22 protein-coding genes, 1 tRNA gene and 1 pseudogene are annotated in these 22,443 nt (G+C 30.2%); 11 read left to right on the top strand and 13 right to left on the bottom strand.

Translation table 11 applies throughout. The features are described from left to right. The first annotated feature begins 3 nt into the window (after positions 1 to 3). Positions 4 to 849, top strand: a complete 846-nt coding sequence (locus tag B4L98_RS11645) for an IS3 family transposase (RefSeq protein WP_291078291.1) — start codon at positions 4 to 6, stop codon at positions 847 to 849. A gap of 36 nt (positions 850 to 885) precedes the next feature. Here the strand turns inward: B4L98_RS11645 and B4L98_RS11640 are convergent, their stop codons facing one another. The 3 genes from B4L98_RS11640 to recF are packed head-to-tail and all read right to left on the bottom strand — an operon-like array spanning position 886 to position 3,221. Further along, positions 886 to 1,842, bottom strand: a complete 957-nt coding sequence (locus B4L98_RS11640; RefSeq protein WP_291078289.1) for a YheT family hydrolase — start codon at positions 1,840 to 1,842, stop codon at positions 886 to 888. Next, on the bottom strand, positions 1,843 to 2,145 hold the full coding sequence (locus B4L98_RS11635) for a DUF721 domain-containing protein (protein WP_180905351.1): 303 nt from the start codon (positions 2,143 to 2,145) through the stop codon (positions 1,843 to 1,845). Continuing rightward, complete coding sequence (gene recF / locus B4L98_RS11630; protein WP_291078287.1) at positions 2,142 to 3,221, bottom strand: DNA replication/repair protein RecF; 1,080 nt, start codon at positions 3,219 to 3,221, stop codon at positions 2,142 to 2,144. The genes B4L98_RS11635 and recF overlap by 4 nt, the downstream gene beginning before the upstream one ends. Positions 3,222 to 3,384: 163 nt before the next feature. On the opposite strand from recF, the gene hisS reads away from it, so the two are divergent. From hisS to B4L98_RS11610, 4 genes are all read left to right on the top strand, one after another. Beyond that, positions 3,385 to 4,758, top strand: coding sequence for a histidine--tRNA ligase (gene hisS, locus B4L98_RS11625; RefSeq protein ID WP_291072412.1), 1,374 nt, complete (start codon positions 3,385 to 3,387; stop codon positions 4,756 to 4,758). A gap of 58 nt (positions 4,759 to 4,816) precedes the next feature. Then, a complete protein-coding gene (locus B4L98_RS11620; protein ID WP_291053432.1) occupies positions 4,817 to 5,737 on the top strand; it encodes a PfkB family carbohydrate kinase in 921 nt (306 codons plus the stop codon). A 78-nt stretch (positions 5,738 to 5,815) separates the two neighbouring features. Next, on the top strand, positions 5,816 to 6,040 hold the full coding sequence (locus tag B4L98_RS11615; protein WP_219033884.1) for a hypothetical protein: 225 nt from the start codon (positions 5,816 to 5,818) through the stop codon (positions 6,038 to 6,040). 1 nt (position 6,041) lies between these two features. Beyond that, positions 6,042 to 6,485 (top strand): hypothetical protein, encoded by a 444-nt coding sequence (locus B4L98_RS11610; RefSeq protein WP_257468033.1) that lies wholly within the window; start codon positions 6,042 to 6,044, stop codon positions 6,483 to 6,485. Positions 6,486 to 6,525: 40 nt separating this feature from the next. Here the strand turns inward: B4L98_RS11610 and B4L98_RS11605 are convergent. From B4L98_RS11605 to B4L98_RS11595, 3 genes and pseudogenes are all read right to left on the bottom strand, one after another. Further along, positions 6,526 to 6,599 (bottom strand) — tRNA-Arg (locus tag B4L98_RS11605). 85 nt (positions 6,600 to 6,684) lie between these two features. Beyond that, positions 6,685 to 7,311: pseudogene (locus tag B4L98_RS11600) on the bottom strand (LURP-one-related family protein); the annotation flags it as partial. 46 nt (positions 7,312 to 7,357) lie between these two features. Then, positions 7,358 to 8,053 (bottom strand): YjjG family noncanonical pyrimidine nucleotidase, encoded by a 696-nt coding sequence (locus B4L98_RS11595; RefSeq protein WP_221854314.1) that lies wholly within the window; start codon positions 8,051 to 8,053, stop codon positions 7,358 to 7,360. 51 nt (positions 8,054 to 8,104) lie between these two features. Here B4L98_RS11595 and B4L98_RS11590 point away from each other — a divergent pair, with 51 nt between their 5' ends. From B4L98_RS11590 to B4L98_RS11575, 4 genes are read left to right on the top strand one after another with little or no spacing between them, the layout of a single operon-like run. After that, on the top strand, positions 8,105 to 9,364 hold the full coding sequence (locus B4L98_RS11590) for a lipopolysaccharide biosynthesis protein (RefSeq protein ID WP_280049012.1): 1,260 nt from the start codon (positions 8,105 to 8,107) through the stop codon (positions 9,362 to 9,364). Next, positions 9,357 to 10,493, top strand: coding sequence for a glycosyltransferase family 4 protein (locus B4L98_RS11585; RefSeq protein ID WP_291053423.1), 1,137 nt, complete (start codon positions 9,357 to 9,359; stop codon positions 10,491 to 10,493). The genes B4L98_RS11590 and B4L98_RS11585 overlap by 8 nt, the downstream gene beginning before the upstream one ends. Then, entirely contained in the window at positions 10,490 to 11,737 is a 1,248-nt protein-coding gene (locus tag B4L98_RS11580) for a polysaccharide biosynthesis C-terminal domain-containing protein (protein WP_280049013.1), read from the top strand. The genes B4L98_RS11585 and B4L98_RS11580 overlap by 4 nt, the downstream gene beginning before the upstream one ends. Before the next feature lie 2 nt (positions 11,738 to 11,739). After that, the gene (locus B4L98_RS11575) at positions 11,740 to 12,543 is read left to right on the top strand and encodes a class I SAM-dependent methyltransferase (protein WP_125349542.1); all 804 of its coding nucleotides are present in this window, start codon (positions 11,740 to 11,742) and stop codon (positions 12,541 to 12,543) included. Here B4L98_RS11575 and B4L98_RS11570 read toward each other — a convergent pair. Then, positions 12,540 to 13,415: a polysaccharide deacetylase family protein gene (locus B4L98_RS11570; RefSeq protein ID WP_280051190.1), complete on the bottom strand. Its 876-nt coding sequence runs from the start codon at positions 13,413 to 13,415 to the stop codon at positions 12,540 to 12,542. The two genes, B4L98_RS11575 and B4L98_RS11570, sit on opposite strands and share 4 nt — an antisense overlap. Before the next feature lie 106 nt (positions 13,416 to 13,521). Between B4L98_RS11570 and B4L98_RS11565 the strand changes: the two genes are divergently transcribed. Continuing rightward, entirely contained in the window at positions 13,522 to 14,217 is a 696-nt protein-coding gene (locus tag B4L98_RS11565; protein ID WP_185144150.1) for a class I SAM-dependent methyltransferase, read from the top strand. Here the strand turns inward: B4L98_RS11565 and B4L98_RS11560 are convergent. The 6 genes from B4L98_RS11560 to B4L98_RS11535 all read right to left on the bottom strand — a co-directional run bounded on the left by B4L98_RS11560 (position 14,191) and on the right by B4L98_RS11535 (position 20,010). Next, entirely contained in the window at positions 14,191 to 15,078 is an 888-nt protein-coding gene (locus B4L98_RS11560) for a hypothetical protein (RefSeq protein ID WP_219033877.1), read from the bottom strand. The genes B4L98_RS11565 and B4L98_RS11560 overlap by 27 nt on opposite strands. Next, positions 15,075 to 16,304, bottom strand: a complete 1,230-nt coding sequence (locus tag B4L98_RS11555) for a polysaccharide deacetylase family protein (protein ID WP_125349538.1) — start codon at positions 16,302 to 16,304, stop codon at positions 15,075 to 15,077. Before B4L98_RS11555 ends, B4L98_RS11560 begins: the two co-directional genes overlap by 4 nt. A gap of 27 nt (positions 16,305 to 16,331) precedes the next feature. Further along, positions 16,332 to 17,030: a RadC family protein gene (gene radC, locus B4L98_RS11550; RefSeq protein ID WP_125349537.1), complete on the bottom strand. Its 699-nt coding sequence runs from the start codon at positions 17,028 to 17,030 to the stop codon at positions 16,332 to 16,334. A 91-nt stretch (positions 17,031 to 17,121) separates the two neighbouring features. Then, the gene (locus B4L98_RS11545) at positions 17,122 to 18,804 is read right to left on the bottom strand and encodes a glutamine--tRNA ligase/YqeY domain fusion protein (protein WP_125349536.1); all 1,683 of its coding nucleotides are present in this window, start codon (positions 18,802 to 18,804) and stop codon (positions 17,122 to 17,124) included. A 129-nt stretch (positions 18,805 to 18,933) separates the two neighbouring features. Continuing rightward, positions 18,934 to 19,458 carry a ribosome maturation factor RimM gene (gene rimM / locus B4L98_RS11540; protein ID WP_280049017.1) on the bottom strand — a complete coding sequence of 175 codons (525 nt, stop codon included), beginning with the start codon at positions 19,456 to 19,458 and terminating at the stop codon, positions 18,934 to 18,936. 24 nt (positions 19,459 to 19,482) lie between these two features. Next, the gene (locus tag B4L98_RS11535; protein ID WP_180905332.1) at positions 19,483 to 20,010 is read right to left on the bottom strand and encodes a 30S ribosomal protein S16; all 528 of its coding nucleotides are present in this window, start codon (positions 20,008 to 20,010) and stop codon (positions 19,483 to 19,485) included. A gap of 325 nt (positions 20,011 to 20,335) precedes the next feature. Here B4L98_RS11535 and B4L98_RS11530 point away from each other — a divergent pair, with 325 nt between their 5' ends. Further along, on the top strand, positions 20,336 to 22,414 hold the full coding sequence (locus B4L98_RS11530; RefSeq protein ID WP_286495331.1) for a S8/S53 family peptidase: 2,079 nt from the start codon (positions 20,336 to 20,338) through the stop codon (positions 22,412 to 22,414). The last annotated feature ends 29 nt before the right edge of the window (positions 22,415 to 22,443 follow it).

Raw genomic sequence — 22,443 nt, 5'->3', positions numbered from 1 at the left:
GAATTGTTCGGGGTTGACCGACAGGTTTATTATCGTCATTTGAAACGAAGAGCAAAGCGGCAACAAAATGCACAGCAGGTTGTGGATTGGGTAGCAGAGCTGCGAATGATTCATCCAAAAATGGGTGGAAAGAAACTGTATTTTCTTTTGAAAGAGAAACTTGAAAATTTAAGAATTGGCAGAGACAAATTCTTTGACTTCTTAAGGGCTAACCATTTGTTAATCATTCCTAAAAGAAGTTATCACAAAACTACCAATTCGTATCATCGTTTTAAAAAACATAAAAATTTGATTAAAGATTATCAATACAAAAAGCCTAATAATGTTTGGGTATCAGACATAACTTACTTGGGGAACAGAGAAAACCCAGCCTATTTAAGCTTGATAACCGATGCTTATTCTAAGAAAATCGTAGGCTTTGATGTGTCGGATTCTTTGGCTACAGCATCTTGTTTAAATGCTCTAAAAATGGCATTGAAAAAAGAAAACCCGAAGAGTCTTATTCATCACTCAGACAGAGGCTTACAATATTGTTCCGATGATTATCAAAAGCTATTGAAAAAGCATAAAATCCGTTGTAGTATGACACAAGAATCAGATCCTTATGAGAATGCCATAGCCGAAAGAATCAATGGAATTTTAAAACAGGAATATGATATTGATAAATTTAATGTAGATTTGAATACAAGAAAGATTTTGGTCAAACAAACCGTAGAGATTTATAATGAGTTCAGACCGCATTTGTCAAACTATTATTTAACACCGATGCAAATGCACCAGCAACAAGATTTAATACCAAAATCGTACAAAAAGAAAAACAGTACAAATACGAATATATGTACTGTTTAAAATAAAATTTTATTGGTCTAATCCTGTATCATTTTTTCAGGACGTTACAAACTCCCAAGCTCTAATTTCGGCCCAAGAATGTTTATTGTTTTCTAATGGAAAACCACAATGTCCACCATATTTTGGCATTTCGAAAGTGCAAAATGTATGATTTTTAAAACGTTCGATAGGATAACAATCTTTCCCTAAAAAAGGATCATTTGCAGCGTTGACAATCAAACATGGTGTTTTGATATGATCTAAAACAGTTGCAGGCGAAGCTTTGTGATAGTAATCTTCTTTGCTGCTATAACCATGCATTGGTGCAGTAAAATAATCATCAATTTCATCAAATGTTTTGATCTTATCAATCATTTTTTCATTCAGAACTCCTGGAAATTGTTTTGCTTTTATTTTAAATTTTGGAACTAAAGTGCGTTTGAAATTTTTAAAATAAATTGTATTCGGAAATATTTTCAATGTGTCAGCACATGATTTTAGAGAAATTGGTGCAGAAAAAACAACAGCAGATTTTATCTTGTTCGAAACTTCATAACCTCCAAGATAATTCAAAACCAAAGCACCACCCATCGAATAGCCAATCAAATAAACTTCTTGATAATTTTCTTTCAACGCTTTTTCTACAACTCTGTGTACATCATCAATTGATCCATGATGATACAAACGACAAGTGTCATTCATTTCGCCTCCACAAGAGCGATGATTCCAAGCCAGAATATTAAATCCTTTATCATAAAAATAATCTGAACACGAATTAAGATACGTTCGTTTCGAATCGCCTTCTAATCCGTGAAAAAGTATAACTAATTTGTCTTTATTTTCTTGAAATCGCCAATCCAAATTCAGAAAATCGCCATCATCGGTTTCCATATTTTCTCTTGTGTAATCTGGAACAGGATATTTCTTGAATTTCGCTGGAATAATAGTAGAAAGATGCGCATTTCGATTGATGAAATTAGGTGTAGGGTAAGTAGAATGTTCGATGTAAGGCATTTAAAATATTTTTACGTCAACTAAAAAATCCTTTTTAATTTCTTCATTTATATTAGCTAGAATCTTTGATTTTCCCATCAATAATTCTTGTCGCATCGCAGGAGAATTAATTTTTACATACAAAACTCTTTGTCTTACTTCAACTCGGTCCGTATATTTCTCGAAAAATTTTCCCATTACCGTTTGCCAAGCCTCTTCTGCTTTGACTTCCCAAATCAATTCTTCTTTTCCACTTTGTTTAATGAAATGCTCCAAAGCTTGACCAAGCGTTTGCTGATTACTTCTTTTTTCGTACTTTTTCATAAACGGAAAACTTTACTTTCAGAATTAATTTGTTTAATGATTTGCTCTGTTCTTTCGGGATGTGTATCGGTAATAAAGATTTGTCCAAAACGTTCTTCGTTCACTAATTTTATCAATTGTGTCACACGATGTTCATCCAATTTGTCAAAAATATCATCCAATAATAATAATGGAGTAATGTTTAATGAAGATTTGATAACTTCTAATTGGGCCAATTTCAATGCAATTAAATACGATTTTTGTTGACCTTGCGAACCAAATTTCTTGATTGGATAATTGGTAATCGTAAACAATAAATCATCTTTATGAATTCCGGCTGTCGAATATTGTGTCGAACGATCTTTGTACAAAGCCTCTTTTAGAACCGTTTCAAAAGGTGCATCATTTAATTGCGAAACATATTCGATGTTCACTTTTTCTCGACCTTCAGAAATTTCGTTGTAATATTTTAGGAAAGCATCCAAAAAAGTTTGAATAAATTCTTTTCGAACTTCATGTATTTTCTTTCCTAAATGAATCAATTCTTCATCATAAATTTCCAAAGAAGTTGAATCAAATGTATTATTTGCAGCAAAGTATTTTAGTAACGCATTTCGTTGAACTAAAACTTTATTGTATCGCATCAAATCAGCTAAATATTGCTTATTCGATTGCGAAATAATATTATCCAAAAATTTGCGTCGAACTTCACTTCCTTCTTTGATTAAATCGTTATCATAAGGTGAGATCATCACCAAAGGATATTGACCAATATGATCAGAAATACGATCATACGATTTCGAATTTCGCTTTAGTTGTTTGGGCTGACCAGAACGAACTAAGCAAAAAATGACATCATCAGATTCATTTCGATCAAAAGTTCCTTCTAATGTAAAAAAATCACAATCAAACTGAATATTCATCGCATCCGAATGATTTAGATACGATTTACTTAAAGCTAAATAGTGAATAGCATCCAAAACATTGGTTTTGCCTTTCCCATTTTGTCCTACAAATGCATTAATCTTTGGAGAAAATTCGAAATTATTTTCATCAAAATTCTTGAATTGTCGCGCTTTAAGTTCTTTCAAATACATAAAAGCAAAATTACGATATTAATTAGGATTTAGGATTCACGAAGTTTGATTTATGATTTTTTATAATGATTTTCAATCCTAAAACAATGATTTTGAAACAAAATGTCGAGTTAAAAATCAAAATGATGTATTTTTGCATCTTTAAAAGAAAGATTTAGAAAAAATGGCAATTCAAAAACCATCGATTCCAAAAGGGACAAGAGATTTCTCGCCTTTAGAAGTGAATCGTCGTCAATATATTATCAACACGATTAAAAAACAATTCGTTTTGTTCGGATTTTCTCCAATCGAAACTCCATCATTCGAAAATTTATCAACTTTAACAGGTAAATATGGAGAAGAAGGAGACCGTTTAATTTTCAAGATTTTGAATTCTGGAGATTATTTAGCAAAAGTTGATTCGCAATTGTTAACAGATAGAAATAGTCAAAAAGTAATTTCGCAAATTTCAGAAAAAGCATTGCGCTACGATTTAACTGTGCCTTTCGCACGTTATGTTGTACAGCATCAAAATGAAATTACTTTTCCATTTAAGCGTTACCAAATTCAACCAGTTTGGCGTGCTGATCGTCCTCAAAAAGGTCGTTTCCGTGAGTTTTTTCAATGTGATGCAGATGTTGTAGGTTCGGATTCGTTATTACAAGAAGTTGATTTTGTACAATTATATGATTCAGTTTTTACAGAATTAAAAACGCCAGTTGAAATTCATATCAACAACCGTAAAATTTTGTCAGGTTTAGCAGAAGTAGCAGATATTTCGGCTCAATTGATTGATTTTACTGTGGCTTTAGATAAGTTGGATAAAATTGGTGAAGAAGCGGTGAAAGAAGAGATGCGTGGAAAAGGAATTTCTGATTCTGCGATTGAAATTTTATCACCTTTATTCTCAATGAATGGAGATTATAAAACACAATTTGCTCAATTAAAAGAAATTTTAAAATCTTCGGAAACAGGATTAAAAGGAATTGAAGAATTAGAATTTGTTTTTGAAAATACAACAACTATTGGTTTACAATCGGCTGAATTAGTTTTGAACTTGACATTAGCACGTGGTTTAGATTATTATACTGGAGCTATTTTCGAAGTGAAAGCGAAAATCGGAGAATTCTCTTCATCTATTGGTGGAGGAGGTCGCTACGATGATTTGACAGGAATTTTCGGATTGAAAGATATTTCTGGAGTTGGAATTTCTTTTGGATTAGATCGTACGTATTTGGTTTTAGAAGAAAATAATTTATTCCCAGCTTTAGAAGATTCAACAAATATTCAAGCGTTGTTCATTAATTTCGGAACGAAAGAAGCTGCTGAGGCAATGAAATTGGTGAAACAATTACGTCAAAGTGGAATTAATACAGAGGTTTATCCTGATGATGCAAAAATGAAAAAGCAGATGGGATATGCTGATAAAAAAGGAATTAAGAAAGTAATTCTTTTAGGTGAAAAAGAAATTGCAGAGCAAAAAGCGACGGTAAAAGATATGATTTCGGGAGAACAAACCGAAGTTGCTTTTGTTGATTTGGCTAATGCATTGTCTTAATATGACTTAATTCAAATCTATTCAATATATTTGCAAACTATTTAATCAAGAATATAAAATGAGTTTATTAACAGTTGGTACAGTTGCCTTTGATAAATTAGAATCTCCTTTCGGAAAAACAGATAAAATCTTAGGTGGTGCCGCTACATATATCGGTATGGCGTCTTCTTTATTGGGCGTGGATACAGCAATCGTTTCAGTTGTTGGTGGAGATTTTCCACAAGAATACATCGATTTATTAATTTCAAAAGGAATTAATTTAGATGGAATGGAAATCGTAAAAGAAGGAAAAACATTCTTTTGGGAAGGTAAATACCATAACGATTTGAACACACGGGATACGTTAGCAACAGAATTGAATGTTTTAGAAACGTTTAATCCAGTTGTTCCTCAAGATCGCAAATCTCCAGACGTTTTGATGTTAGGAAACTTACATCCATTGGTACAAAAAGGAGTGTTGACACAATTAGATAATCGTCCAGGTTTGGTTGTTTTAGATACAATGAACTTTTGGATGGATTGTGCTTGGAATGAGTTGATGGATGTGATCAAAGATGTTGATGTAATTTCTATTAATGACGAAGAAGCGCGTCAAATGTCAGGTGAATATAGTTTAGTGAAAGCTGCTAAAAAAATCATGACATTCGGACCAAAAACAGTTATCATCAAAAAAGGTGAACATGGAGCTTTATTATTCCAAGAAGAACAAGTTTTCTTTGCACCAGCTTTACCATTAGAAGATGTTTTCGATCCAACAGGAGCAGGAGATACATTTGCAGGAGGTTTCTCTGGATACTTAGCAAAAACAAACGATTTTTCTTTCGATAACATGAAACGTGCAATTGTTTACGGATCTGCATTAGCATCTGTAACATGTGAAAAATTCGGTACTGAATCATTAGGAGATTTAACACGTGATGGTTTAGCTGAACGTTTGAAAGAGTTCAAAAAATTAATGGATTTCTCAATTAATTTATAAGAGAATTATTCATCAAAATATTTAAAGCCTTGCATTTGCAAGGCTTTTTTGTTTTATATTAGATTGTAAATTATTTATATGCAGATTATTCTTGAAATAATTTTTATTGCGATTAGTGAACTTATAATAGAAATTTTTGGAATACGAGTTCGATATATTATTTTAAAACTATTTAATCCAAAGTTAAATTTTGAGGAATTTTCTCAAAATGAATCAGGTTGGCATAAATTTTATAATGCAGTAGTAGGTTTGTTAATTCTAATTGGATTAATATTTGGTGTTGCTTTCTTATATTTTAATTAAAATGAAAAACAAAATTATACATCTTCTCATATTGGCATTTTCCTCTTTACTTTCTGGAATAATGATTTCGAAAATGTCATTCATCGGTAAAATAGGAATCACAATTATTTACAACGAATATACGATCCTGAAATCGTGGTGGAAAACAGCCTTGTTATTATTCGCTATACAAGCTGTTATTTTTATCGTATTATCCATTTGGAATGAGAAAACAACGAAACGTTTTAAACGTTTGTTATTGCCTCTCATTTTCCTTTTTATGGGAATTATTGGATTAATTTATTGCTATTACGATTTTACTGAAACCTCACATCGTTTATTGAAAAAGACTTTCCATTTCGGATTTTATATTTTTTGGTTTACGTGGTTTGGGAATTGTATATTTTTTATGACAAAAAAATCTCAAAAAGTAGAAGAAATTCCGCAAGAAACAGAAGTGTATTAAAATAAAAAGCTCATCAAATTTTGATGAGCTTTTGCTTTTGTGACCGAGACAGGATTCAAACCTGTAACCTCTTGAGCCGTAATCAAGTGCGCTATTCAGTTGCGCCACTCGGCCATTCCGGATAAGAAACTATTGTTCTTATTTTGGACTGCAAATATAAAGACTATTTTTGAATCTGCAAATATTTTTTTAAATAAAATTATCCTCGATCTCTATCGCTTATGAGCATCATCATAAAACTCAAAACAAAAAGTGTATCATTTTCGGATGATTGATATTGATTTAATTTAAATTTTCGTCCAAAGAATGAAGGTTCTTTTGATACTTCCATCATTTCTCTTCCTTGTAAATCAGTTAAAACATATTTTGGATTGAAAATATAACCTGAGAAAAATCCTACAACGGGAATTTCTCCAACCATTCCGTCCATCATACGCGTAAAACCACTACGTTCGTTGATTGTAAATAAATGATTATCATTTGCGTCGTAAATATGAAAAGTCGCTTTCCAAAAGGATTTGAAAGTTTTTCGTTTTGCTTTACCAACAACATTTCCGTTCGCATCTGTAATGGTAAAAGTTTGTTGAAAATCGATGATTTTATTCGAACGAAGTTGAAAAAGTTCTTCTTTTTTCGATGAATCACGGTAGATTTTAATCACATCTCGCCACGAAAGAATTTTTTCGCGTACATAAAACACAGGTTGATTATTAGCATCTGTTACAGAAAAATCATTGGAAAAAGTTGCAATATGAAACTTTATATCAAGCGGAAATTTTAGGTTGTTTAAATTCATAAGTATTGAGTAATTTTTATCAAAAATAGATTTTTTTCTGACATAAAAAAAGGTTCAGAATTTCTGAACCTTAAGTTTATAAATAATTTCTTACTTCATCTAAATGTGTAATTGTAGGAACATCATCCATCGAAAAATTATCATCTAATCGATCAAAGAAAATCGCTGACATTCCGAAAGCTTTTGCGCCAACAGCATCCGCAATCCAATCGTCACCAATGTAAATTGATTCATCTTTTTTAGCACCAGATTTTTCCATTGCCAAAGAAAAAATACGAGGATCAGGTTTCAAGATTTTGATTTCGTCTGCATAAGTTACCGTATCAAAATAACCATTTAATTCTGATGTTTCAATTTTACGTTTCGAAACTTCGATAAATCCATTTGTGATAATGTGTAATTGATATTTTGGTTTCAAATAATCCAACAATTCCATTGCTCCATCCACCACTTCATTGTAATTGGTAATCGTTTCCATGTATTCATCTTCAAAAATCTTTGCTAGAGCATCATTATCAATCCCAAGATTATCAAAAGCTTCTTTGAAACGACGAGCACGTAATTCTTCTTTTGTAATTTTTTTGTCACGAATCAAAGCCCAAAGACCTTCGTTGCTATCGTGATAAAATGGATGAAATTCCTCGAATGTAAAACCATATCTATTTTCTACATCATACTTTTTGTAAAGCTCATCTAGCGCGAATTTTGCATTTTTTCTGAAATCCCAAAGTGTGTTATCAAGATCGAAAAAAACGTGTTTTATTGTGTTCATAAATGCAAAGCTAAGGATTTTATGTAGATTTGCTGATGAAGAAAATATCAATTGAAAGCGAAGTTAGAAAAATTTAAAACGAAGAATGCCAAAGGTGTTTTGTCTTTGTTGGCAGGTAACACAATTGCGCAAGTGATTATGTTTATTGGCGGAATTATTTTGGCTCGAATTTATGGTCCAGAAGCATCGGGAACTTACAATGCTTTTTTGAGTTTTGTGGCCATTCTTTCTATTTTGACAACATTTCGTTTAGAGAATATTTTCGTGATTTCGAAATCATCGAAAGCGATTAGAAATTTGTTTACAACCTTATTATTAGTGAGTAGTATTGTAACGATTTTATTCTTTTTGGGTTATGCTATTTTAGAAAAAATTTTCACATTCAAAACCTCCTTATTTATTGTTTTCTTAAGTTGTGTTGCAGGGGTATTTACAGCTTGGAACAATGTACAAAATACGTTGTTTACAAAGTATAAATTATTCAAAAGTATTTCGACTGGATTTGTGATTAATGCGTTGTTTTCGGTTTTTTTTCAGTTCATTTTTTATTGGATAGGCTACAAAGAAACAGGATTGATTTATGGAACAATTTTCGGAACTATTTTGTCTTGTGCATATTATTTTTCAATTACAAAAGGACGATTTTCTTCCATTGACTTTGGGTTGGCTAAACGAACAATTTCTAAGAACAAAGAAATCATAAAATATACATTACCCTCAGAATCGTTGAATGCAATTGCTAACAATTTATTGCCAATTATGATCGCGATTTATTTCTTGAAAGAAGATGTAGCTTTTGTGGGAAATTCAGCTAAAGTTTTGGTTGTTCCTTTGACGTTGCTTTCCAATTCGATGTCTAAAGTTTTCTTTCAGAAATCTGCTGCAATGATTGATCATCGTTCACATCAATTATATGATTTATCGAAAAAAGTGGTGCTGTACAATGTTGGAGCAATTGCTGTTTTTCTTTTGTTGATGAATTGTATCGGAATTTTTATTCTCGAGTGGATGCTTGGACCAGAATGGCGAGGTCTGCATATTATGACGTGGATACTTTCATTTTGGATTTTGTGTCGTTCTGCAATGAATCCTATTCAGCAAATAGTTGTGGTTATCAAGAAAAATCATTACGCACTATACTTCAATATTTATTTGGTTTTCGTCACATTGATTACTTGTGTGATTGGCGGACTAAATAAAAACATACTTTTGACGTTATCTCTATATTCTTTCTTTGCAGGAATGGGCTATTTGGTTCAACTTTACTTTGTAATGAAAGAACTGAAACGTTATAAAAAGTTAGGTGAATAATTCGAGAAAAAATATTTTAGCTTTAGCATCTTGGTATCCGAGTAGAATTTTTTTAGATAATGGAGATTTTATTCAGCGCCATTTACGTTCTATCTCTACTTTAAATAATGTGACGCTTGTTCATGCAGTAAAAGATGAAAATTTAAAATCTAATTTTGAAATAGATGATTCTATCAACCAAAATGTAAGGGAAATAATTGTTTATTTTAAACCATCTTTTTTTCGTCCGTTTAATTTAATCAAACAATTTATAGCTTTTCTGAAAGGAGTTTCTTTGGTTAATAATTTTGATATAATTCATCTCAATGTTGTTTATCCAGCTGGTTTAGTTGCTTTGTTTTTGAAAAATAAATACAAAAAACCAATAGTTTTAACAGAGCATTGGACAGGATTTTCTCCAGAACGTTTTATTTCATTTCCATTTTACAAGAAGTTTTTAATTAAAAAAATACTTAGAAAGGTAGATGTTTTAACGCCTGTTTCAAATGATTTAGCACAGAAAATACTTAAAATTTATCCTATAACAATTGTAAAAATTATTCCAAATGTTGTGGATGTAGAATTGTTTTCGGTAAAAGAAGATTGTAAAATAAAAAGAATAACTTTTTTACATCTTTCGCATTTAGAAAATGAACATAAAAATATTTTAGGAATGTTGAATGTTGTTAAAAAGTTAGTTGATAATGGCTATGATTTTGAATTTCAGATTGGAGGAAATGGAGATTTAACTTTGATTAATAATTTTGTTGAAGAAAATAATTTGTCTGCTTTTGTAAAATCTTTTGGGCGATTACAACATTTTGAAGTGAATCAAAAGATGAAAAATGTGAATTGTTTTGTACTTTTTAGTAATTATGAAAATCAACCTTGTGTACAAATAGAAGCTTTTGCTTCGGGAATTCCTGTTATCGCAAGTGATGTTGGTGGAATTAAAGAATTTATGCCAAATAATTTTGGATTTATTGTGAATAAAAATGATGAATCAGCACTTTATAAAGCAATGGTTGAGGTGATAGAAGGTTATGAATTTGCAACACCAAAGGAATTAAATAATTATGTTTTGAATAATTTTTCTAAGGAAGAAATTGCTCAACAATTTGATGATGTCTACACGAAAGTTTTAGAATGAAAGATTTAATCAAATTCATACAATCCTTTTTACAAAACAATGGTTTTTACGTTTTTTTATCTTTTGTGGTAGAAAAATTAGTGATGTTGATTAATACCATTTTCATTGTAAAAATGATTCCTCAAGATGAATTTGGTCGTATAACACTTATCGCATCTATCATTGGGTTTGTTACGCCATGGAATGGATTAGGTTCATTACAGGTTTTGATGAAATTTGGTGCTGGTGAAGAAAATGAACAAACACGTAAAGACCTAAGTCGAAAATTATTTAGAAATGGTGTTATTAATCAGCTTATTTTATGTAGTCTTTTTATTGTAATTGCTAATTTTTATGCCATAAAATTTGATCATTTATTGTGGATTATTCTCTTGTTTTCTGTTCGTCTTTTGGGCTTATTTTTCCAATCACATCTTACAATTGATTATCGTATAAATGGTTTTAATAAAAAGTTTGCTTCATTAAATATATTGATTAACTGTTTGGGACTGATTTTTACATTTTTCTTAACCATCAACTTTGGAGCAATTGGTTATATGATTTCGCTGGCGATTACACCTTTTATTAGTTTATTTTTCTATTCTAAAACAATTTTACAACAATCAATAAGTGGTTTAAGTGAAATGAATTGGAAAATGATGTGGAAATATGGAAGAATGGAATCTTTGGCTTATTTCGCTTCAGAGTTATTGTTTTCGATTGATATTGGAATGATTGCGATTTTTATGACAGATAAAGATATTGCTTTGTATAAAGTTGCGATTCTTTTGCCTATGAATTTATTATTTATTCCGACTATATTATTTCAAACCGATTTTCCTCGAATTATTAAAAATAGTCAGAACAAGGATTTTCTGAAATTTTATATAAAAAATTATTATAAGCTATTCATTCCTATAGGAATTAGTATTCTTTTAGGAAGTTATTTTCTTAGAGATTTTATAATCGAGTTATTTTTCAATAAAAGTTATTTAACTGGTGGTACAGTTTTTTTTATTGCAACAATAGCAGTTGTTTTAGCAATGTTGTTTAGAGTATTATACATTAACTTGAATAGTACAATAGGAAGATCAGATTGGAATGTAAGAGTATCAATCCTCTCAATTGTTTGTTTAGTTATTTTTGATGCGCTATTAATTCCTTTTTATGGAATAGAAGGAGCAGCTTTAGGTATGTTAATAACTTTCTTAATTTCTGGATTATACGCATATTATTTGTTTAATAAGTATTTAAAAAATATTTAAAAATGTCATTATCAAAAAAAATATCAAAATTTATAAATGGATTTTTTCAAATTTGTAAGAATCCTTGGTTATTAAATATTATCATTGACCAAAATGAAAATTGGGAAAAGAAAACGCCAAATCATTATAAGAAAGGACTAAATCAAGTTTCTTTAGATCAATTATTTCCAAATTTTGACGGAAAATTAGATACAGTTGCTTTTTTAGATGGCGGTTCTTTGATTACAGATTTATTACTGCTGAAAAATGCGTGTAAAGAATTTGAACAATGTAAATATTTCGAAATTGGAACTTGGAGAGGAGAAAGTATTGTTAATTTGATTGATGTTGCTGATGATTTGAATACGTTAGATTTAGATACAAAGGATTATAAAACGTATAACTTTTCACAAGATTATGAAAATGCACATGGTTTTTTTATAAAAGATAAATCTAAAATAAAACAACATTTAGGAGACTCGACTAAATTTGATTTTTCAGGATTGAATAAAAAATTTGATGTAATTTTTATCGATGGAAATCATCGTTTTGATTTTGTAGTTTCGGATACAAAAAATGTTTTTGAACATCTGATTCATGAAAACTCTATCGTTATTTGGCATGATTATGCATTCTCGCCAGAAAAGATACGTTTTGAAATATTGAATGCAATTATAAAAGGAGTTCCTAAACAATTTCATAAAAATCTATATCATGTAGAAAATACAATGTGTGCTATTTATACACCAAAGAATTATGAAGGAAATATTCTTAAACTTTACGATAATCCAAAGAGAATTTTTTCTATAGATTTAAAAATTAATTAATGAGAAACAACATGCTTCTGTAGTAGTTTCTGAATATAAAATTTATAACGATTCTTTTTTATAAAAATTGCTGGGTTAGAAATACAATTATCCATCGGAAGTCGCTGAATATTTGTTGAAATCTCATCGTTTTTTATTCCTGCCGTACCAAATGTAAAATCGGATTTTATAGTATTAAAAAAGTTTATAGAAACTCCATCATCTGTAAAAGGAAAAGAAAAAACTCGATAATCCAAATTAAACTTTTGTTGGATAAAATCTAAACTTTCATTTGTCTCTATAAGTTGTTGTTCAAAAGAAATATCGCGATAATAAGGATGATTCATTGAATGTGCGCCAATTGTAAAGCCTTGATGAATTAATGCTTTAATTTCATTTTCATTCAAATAAATTTCAACATCATTTAGTTTTATTTCTTGTTTTAAAATTAATGAATTAATTTTTTTAAGATCATGAATAGAATAATTTAAAAGTTCTTTTTTAAGGTTATTGTCTGTAATGTTTTCTAAAATGAAAGCAACTTTATACCGATAAAAAACTTCTTGATTGTCAATAAAATTTGGATTGATAAAAAAAGTTGCATCTAAATTTCGTTCTTTTAATATTGGAGCAATTATAGAGTAACATTGTTTCAAACCATCATCAAAACTAAGATGAAAGTAATTTTCTTGAGGAATAGAACCATTTTTTTCGTATAAATCAATTAATTCAATCATAGAAATATTGACATAATTTTTCTGAAAAAAATCTAATTCACGTTGAAATTGATCAATAGATTTTAATGGATATAATTGATCGATATGAATTAATCTTTTATCTGAAACTGTATGGTAAAAAGGAAATATATTTTTTTTGAATAAATTTAATATCATAAAATAGCAGTCTTAACGTTTGTAAGTAATGAATGCAATTAAAACATTTTATAAAAAAATATTTTCCGAAAAGATAAGAATTAATAATAGAAAAAATTTAAAGAAATTGAATGGATTATTTCTGAAAGGAAATAATTTTTATTGTAATTGTTGCGAACAATCTTTTTCTAAGTTTTTGGATAAATCAAACGGTATAGATAACCGAGAAAATGCTGAATGTCCAAATTGTGGTTCATTAGAAAGGACAAGAGTTTTGTTAGAGTTTATAAAAAATGAAACAGATTTATTGGTTAAACCGAATAAATTATTGCATATTGCTCCAGAAGACGCATTGAAAAATATTTTTAAACAGACCGATAATTTACGTTATATCAATGCTGATATTAACATTAATCTTGCTGATGAAGAAATGGATATTACTTCAATAAATTATCCTGATAACACATTTGATTATATAATTTGTTGTCATGTTTTAGGGCATATTCCAAACGAAAAAAAGGCAATTGATGAATTGTTTCGCGTTCTAAAAAAAGGAGGAAAAGCTTTGATTCAAACTCCTATTCATCCAATAAATAATACGTTTGAAAATGCTGAATTTAAGACAGAAGAAGAACGATTAAAAAATTATGGCGAAAAAGATTTATTGAGATTGCATGGACAGGACTTTCAAGAAAGATTAAAACGTGAAAATATAATTGTCGAAAAAATAGATTATCGAAATAAAATTGATCATAATTTAGCAAAGAAACTTTCTGTTGGAAATGGCTATCGTGAATTAATTTTTCTTTGTCAAAAAGTCTAAATTAGAATAGTTTGTATAATGATTTTTTATAGCACCAAAACCTTGCATAAATTTAGCTATAGAAGGAATCATAGAACCTTCGAAATCAAGTGTTAATTCTGAATTAGAAAAGTTTTTGATAATGTAATCTATTATGTAAGCTGATCCAAAATTACTTTTTGAATTCTTATTTCTTGCAAAAGCAAAATTATAAACTCGATTTTTAGAAATCATGATTAGTTGACAACCAATTAAATTTTCTTCTTGATCAAAAATTTCATAAATATTAATAATTTTTTGATTAAATAAACTTTGAATTTTTTCTTGCGAATAGTTTATTAAATTATTTGCGATCAAATATTCATAAGATGAATTTATTTTGAAAAATCGATTTAATTGAGTAACTTTTTCAATGTTATAATTGGATTTTTCTACTTTACGAATTTCATTTTTTCTATTTCTACTGTAATTTGAAAATAAAATTTCATAATCTTGATTCAAATCTAAAATATAATTAACCTTTTTCTGTCCCTTCGGTTCAAACATCTCTGTATTTTCCTCATTAAAAGCATAAGCTCTCACTAAATTTCGATGTAGTTTTTTCTCAAAAAGTTGAAAAGTTTCTTTTGAGAAATTTTCTTGATGAAAAACTCCTAATTGTTGACAATAAATTGGTTGTGTAATAAATTTTATACCAATTTTTTTTGTATATGGCAAAGGCATTATGGCTTCATAATCGTTCAAAACATAACAATCCCAATTGTTTTCAACTAAAGCATCCAAATAAAAAACTTCGGCATAAATGCGGTAATTCACCGATTTGTTGAGACATTCGGTATATTTATTAACATCTAATTTTTTTCGAGAAACTCTTTTTATCATTTAAAAATACTTTCGTAAACTTTTCGCCATTCAGTCCAATCTTCGTTCAAGTTTGATTGGTGGAATAATGTTATAAACGTTCCGTTTGTGGCTTTAATTGTTTGTTTCAATCGTTTTATTTCCTCTAAAGCTTGTTGCGGTGTTAATTTTAAATAATTTTTCAATGTAACATCCATTGCGACAAAAGGATATATTTTTAACAATGTTTGTTGATTTCTTGATAAGTCAAACCATTTGAATGGAGTAGATGTTCCAGCTCTAAAGCCTAATTGATGTGGGAATCCCATGGTGTAATCTTCCAAAATTTCATTTATTAACAATTGTTGATAAGTGTAAGGGAAATTCAATTTAATGAAATGTTGACGTGATTTTTTTATCGGTTGATTGCTAATTTTTTCTAATCGATTAATTTCAATTGTTAATTTATTTTCATCAAAATTAGATTGATAAGAAGGGTGAATTCCAATTTTTGCCCAAGTTGAAATGTTATTTATTAAATTTTTTTGAGCATTATTTTTCCAATGATGATTTTTATCGAAAGTAGAATAATCGCCCAATAACCAAAAGAAAACTGTTTCGATTTGATGTTTTTCAGCTAAAACTTTCAAATAATCAAATGTATCGTAAGGATCTTTTTTTTGCTGATTTAAAATTTTGATTTGATTCTGAAATTCTTTGAAATCACCTTTTAAAATTTTCTTTGAAAGTGAACCAAATTTTATTTTAGGAGAATGATGAAGATATTTCCATGCATAATCTACGTCATGAGTATTAATCTGTTTGAAAACTCTCTGTTTAAAATAAATTTCAGGAAATTTAGACTTTATCTTTTTTTGAATTTCAATACAAATTTCATCTACAATTGGTTTCGAATAATCTAAATCCGAACCTAAAAAACGATTGTGTTTATCAAATTTTTCTGGTTTTGCAATGTATTCTTCATAACGAGAAAGCCAATAAAAACATTTCCCAAATTCGTTTAAAATTGAATAATCAACATTTTCTTGAATGGTAGTTTCCAATAAAATATCATCAACTTTATAATTGATTTCATTTTCTAAAAATTGATTTGAAAAGTTGATTTTTGGTAAAATTGATTGTGAAAACTCATCAAAATCTGTAGTCGTTTTGTAGTCAATTCCAGAAAAATTATGAAAAATAAAATCGAAAATATATTCAATTCGATTCGTTATTTTTTCTGTAAATATGATGATTTTTTGACTCAAAATAGTTTTCAATAAAGCTTAAAGATATCAAATTAGACCATCATCCGCAAATGAATAAAAATCTTTTTGAGAAACAATAATGTGATCTAAAACTTGAATATCTAAAAGAGTGGCACCTTCTTTTATTTTTCGAGTAATGTGTATATCAGACTGACTTGGAGTAAGATTTCCAGAAGGATGATTGTGAGAAAGTATCATTCCAGTTGCCATTAACTCTAAGGCACGTTTAAAAATTACTCGAATATCGACAGCGGTTTGATTAATTCCACCTCGTGAAATTTGCTCAGTTTTAATGATTCGATTTCCTTGATTGAGAAACATTACCCAAAATTCTTCGTTTGGTAAATCACCAATTTGTTGTTGTAAAATTATGGCTGCGTCTTTGCTTGAAGTAATTTTGTCGCGTTCTAAAATCTCTTGCGAATTTCGTCTTCTTCCAATTTCCATTGCTGTGATTATCGAAATTGCTTTTGCTTCTCCAACTCCTTTGAATTTGCATAAATCTACAATTGAATATTTTGCTAATTCATTCCAATTATTGTTTGCAGAATTTAAGATTCGTTTTGCTAACTCTACAGCGGATTCATCACGATTTCCACTTCCCATGATAATCGCTAACAATTCGGTATCAGAAAGTGACGAACGCCCTTTTAAAGCTAATTTTTCGCGAGGACGATCATCTTCATTCCAGTTTTTTATCGAATTTTTATTCTCTAAGTAATCCATTTATATAAGGGATTGATTTTGTATTTTACAATATAATAAAAAAAGCTCGAACAAATTTGTTCGAGCTTGATATTTAATGAAATAGTTTTTTTTATTTATTGACTTTTGCCCAAGTATCTTTAAGGGTAACTGTTCTATTGAAAATTAACTTTTCTGTAGAAGAATCACGATCTAAAGCAAAATATCCAATACGTTGAAACTGGAATTTATCCTCCACTTTGGCTTCTTTCAAAGCAGGCTCAGCAAAACCTTCTTTTACAGTTAAAGAATTTGGATTGACAAATTGTAAAAAGTCAACATCTTTCTCTGCATCTGGAGATTCAACTGTAAATAAACGATCATATTCTCGAACTTCGATCGGAATATTCTCTGTTGCAGAAACCCAATGCAACGTACCTTTTACTTTACGTTTAGAAGCTTCAGTTCCACTTCCAGACTTCGTTTCAGGATCGTAAGTTGCATAGATTGTTGTGATATTTCCTTCAGCATCTTTTTCTACTCTTTCAGCTTTAATGAAATATGCACCTTTCAAACGAACTTCGTTTCCTAATGATAAACGGAAGAATTTTTTAGGCGCTTCTTCCATAAAATCTTCACGTTCGATGTAGATTTCTCTTGTGAAAGGAACGATACGAGTTCCAGCTGTTTCATCTTCCGGATTATTCTCAATTTCTAATTCCTCCACTTGTCCTTCTGGATAATTTTCGATTACCACTTTCACTGGATCAATAACAGCAAAAACACGAGGAGCAATTTTATTTAAATGATCACGAACAGAGAATTCTAATAACGAAATATCCAATACATTATCACGTTTTGCAACACCGGCTGTATTCCAAAAATTCTTAATCGATTCTGGCGTATAACCGCGACGACGCAAACCTGAAATAGTAGGCATACGTGGATCGTCCCAACCTGTTACAACTTCTTCTTGAACCAATTTCATCAACTTACGTTTACTTGTAATCATGTACGAAACATTACCACGAGCAAATTCGCGTTGTTTTGGTTTTTGAGGTTGATTTGGTAGTTCCACATTGTTCGCGTACCATTCGTATAAATCGCGATGATTTTTGAATTCTAATGAACATAATGAGTGTGAAATTCCTTCGATATAATCAGATTCTCCATGCGTCCAATCGTACATTGGGTACATTTTCCAAGTGTCTCCAGTACGGTGATGAGGACGTTTCAAAATACGATACATAACAGGGTCGCGCATGTTCATATTAGGAGAAGTCATGTCTATTTTTGCACGTAAAACATGTGTTCCTTCTTCAAATTCTCCCGCTTTCATTCGTTCGAAAAGATCTAAATTTTCTTCAACAGAACGATTTCTATAAGGAGATTCAATTCCTGGTTCAAAAGGTGTTTTACGTTGTTCATTAATCACTTCTGAAGACTGGTCGTCGATGTACGCTTTTCCTTCTTTAATTAATTGAACAGCCCAATCGTAAAGCTGCTGGAAATAATCAGAAGCATAGCGTTCTTCAGCCCACTCGAAACCTAACCATTTCACATCTTCGCGGATAGAATCTACGAATTCTTGCTCTTCTTTGTCAGGATTAGTGTCATCAAAACGTAAGTTTACAGGCGCATTGTAACGCTGTCCTAAACCGAAGTTTAAGCAGATTGCTTTTGCATGCCCGATATGCAAATAACCATTTGGTTCTGGTGGGAAACGAAAACGTAAATTTTCTTTCGGCATCCCGTTGGCTAAATCATCTTCGATGATTTGCTCAATAAAATTCAATGATTTTTTTTCTTCTTCCATTTTTTAATTACGATTGAGTTTGCAAAGGTACGAAATTGACAATAAATATAATGTCGAAAATTCCGGATTTTACAATTAGAAAAATTCAATCAAAAAATAGAAGTAAATAAATGATTTATAATGGATAAGTTACCCCAAATAAATTTCCAATAATCCGTTTGGAATTTGGATAAGCATTGCTTTTTCGTTACGATTAACTTCTAAGATCCACTCATCAATCATCGGGATTAAGATTTCTTTTCCGTTTGCATCTACTTCAAAATAAGCTTGTGCAGCAGAATCGTTAACAGATTTTATCGTTCCAACTTCTGTATTTGTTTGATCATAAATCGTGAAACCAACAATTTCGTGGTAATAAAAATCTGTTCCAGAAAGTTCTGGTAATGATTTTAGAGGTAAATAAAGTTCGCGATTGATTAATTTGTCGACATCTTCGTCTTCAACATCTTCAAATTTTACTAATAATTTTGTGCCTTGATAAGGCTGAGAAGTTTCGAAAAAAAATGGAACCAGTGTACCATCTTGCTCGATGAACACTGCTTCCAAAGTATCGTATAATTCTGGTTCGTCTGTATCCAAGTGAATGATTAAATTACCTTTGAAACCATGTCTCTTTGTAACTTTACCTAAATAGTAGCAATCATTTTTTGTCATTTGGAACGTCTCTGAACTTAAAAATTATTCTTCTGTAGCAACTTCTTCAGTTGTACCTTCTGCTTCTTCAGCAGGAGTTTCTTCAACTTGTGCAGCAGCTTCAGCTTCCTGAGCAGCTTTTACACGAGCTTCATTAACAGCTTTTTCAGCTTCTAATGCAGCAGCTTTAGCAGCAGCAGCACCTGAAGTTAAACCGTCTTTTTTAGCTTGAACTTTTTCACCTTTAGCTTCTAACCAAGCGTCGAAACGTTTGTCAGCTTCTTCTTGAGAAAACGCACCTTTAGCAACACCACCTAATAAGTGTTTTTTCATAAAAGCACCTTTGTAAGATAATAAAGCTTTAGCAGTATTAGTTGGCTCAGCACCAGTTTGTAACCATTTTACAGCAGAATCAACATTTAATTCTACAGTTGCAGGGTTAGTAATTGGGTTGTAAGTACCTAATTTTTCGATGAAACGACCATCACGTTTTGCTCTTGAGTCAGCAACTACGATGTGAAAGAATGGTTTTCCTTTACGACCATGTCTTTGTAATCTAATTCTTGTAGCCATAGTATAACTAATTATTTTGGGAACTCGTCCCGTTTTACAAATTTGAGGTGCAAATATACAAAAAAATAATAATATGAATTAGAATTAGTATTCAGATATTAATTCTAATTTTATATAAATCAATTTCATGAAATATTTAACATTAATGATACTTACATTATTATTGTCATGTAAGACCAATTCTACTGAGCTTAATAAGAAAAATGATATAGACTCGGTGATTATTAATGATGACCATATTAAAATTAATGATACACTAATTATAAGAGATTCAACAATAACTCCTTCAATAATTAGTGAATAAAATTACATAAATAAACATAGTATGAAGAAAACATTTATTTTATTATTTACATTATTTGGATTGTCAGCTTCTTTTGCGCAGGATAATAATGCGATTTTTTATAAAAAACTGGAAGAGCAGCAATTAAAGAATGAACAGAAGTTTAATAGTCTACAGAATAAGAATGCTAAATCTGTAATTGTAGATCAATCAAAAGGAATTTCTAATCTCGCAGGTTTTATAGAAGATTCACCTTTTTTTTACCAAACTGATGATATTAGAGCAAATACAGGAGCGGGTATTACTGAGTTACAAAATGAAGGTATTAATGGTTTTGTTTTGAATGGGAAAGATGTTAGTGTACTAGTAATGGACGGAGGGGCAGCGCTAGGAACACATATTGAGTTTAGAGATCTTGATTATGGAAATTCAAGCAGATTATTTGATACCGAAAATGGAGCAACTGCAATATCTGATCATGCAACTTCTGTATCAGGTTTTATTGCAGCCGAAGGTAGAGCTTCATTTAATGGATACCCACAATATGCAGCTAAAGGAGTATTAACAAAAGCTAAAATAAAAAATAGCAGTTTTAATACAACAACAAATGGAAACAATATACAGAAGCTTTTAAATGCAAAAGAAAATTTATCTAATCATTCTTATGGTGTAAATTTAGGATGGGATAATTATTATTCTAAGACAGATAAATTAGGTCCTGGATGGTATTTTAATATGACAAATTATCAAGATTTAGTTAAGGACGCCAGTGCTACTTTGAGTGGATCTTATTATAGTTCTGATGCTGATTTTGACAAGACGGTTTATAATAATCCAAATTATATTGTTGTTAAATCAGCAGGTAATTATTATGGTTCGGGACCAGATGCCTCTGATACTAATCCAAAATTCCAATACAAAGATGGGATTTGGACACCTTTTACTGCATCGGAAGTAATACCTTCAAAAAATTGTATTAATGATGCATATTGTATTGGTTGGGGGTCATTGGCTAAAAATATCATTGTTGTAGGAGCGGTTAAATTACCGAATACTACTGATTATAAATTTACGACATTAACAAAAGATAATAGAGCAACATTTTCAAGTGTTGGACCTCGTAAAGATGGAGCAATTAAACCAGATATTTCTACTTATGGAGATTCTTTGATTGCTCCTTCATATGACTCATCAAATCCTACACAAAATAATGTATTTATTATAGGAAGTGGTACATCTTTTTCTGCACCAATTGTGACGGGGGCAATGGGAATGTTGACTCAGTTACAAAGATTAGTAAATAATAATTCTACATTTACTTTTTTTGGAGATGAAGCTAAAACACTACTTTTACATACTGCTGATGAGGCTGGAGATAATGATGGACCAGATATTTATTTTGGTTGGGGATTATTAAATACTAAAAAAGCAGCAGAGGTTTTATTAGATGATACAAAATTGTTTGAAAGAAAATCAAAAGTTTCAGGTACAGATATAGTGTATGAAATAACTTCCGATGGAACACCTTTGAAAGCAAGTATTTCCTGGATAGACCCAGAAGCAGCTTATTTTAAAAATATAAATGATTTATTTTATAATCAGTCTTCAAGATTGATTAATGATTTTGATTTAAGAGTAGTAGAAAGTTCTACAAATGTTACTTATTTTCCATGGAAATTAGATTTAAATAATGTTACTGGTCCTGCAATCAAAGGAGATAATACAGTAGATAATTATGAACAAGTTCTTATAAAGACTCCAACAAAAGGAGCAAAATATAAAGTTATTATTTCAAATAAAGGAAATTTAATAGATAACGCAGGAGTTAAAAAGAATCAGGATGTTACTGTATTGATAACAGGTAGAACAACTGGAGCTCTTAATACAGATGAGTTAGCTGTTGATAAATCGATTTCTGTTTATCCAACATTAGCAAAAGATATTGTAAATGTACAGACAACTGAAAAAATAACAGTTGTAGATATTTTTGATATGACCGGAAAAAAAGTTTCGTCTTCGGATAAGAAACAAATTAATATTTCAAATTTACCGACAGGTGTTTATATTATTAATATCAAAACAGATAAACAATCGGTTTCTAAGAAAATTGTAAAACAATAGAACAGTATTTTTTCTATTAATTTAAAACT

This window comes from Empedobacter sp. UBA5528 (assembly GCF_002426075.1).
GTDB lineage: Bacteria > Bacteroidota > Bacteroidia > Flavobacteriales > Weeksellaceae > Empedobacter > Empedobacter falsenii_B.
The sequence above is the reverse complement of the archived record's forward strand: the minus strand, read 5'-3'. Positions and strand labels throughout refer to the sequence as shown.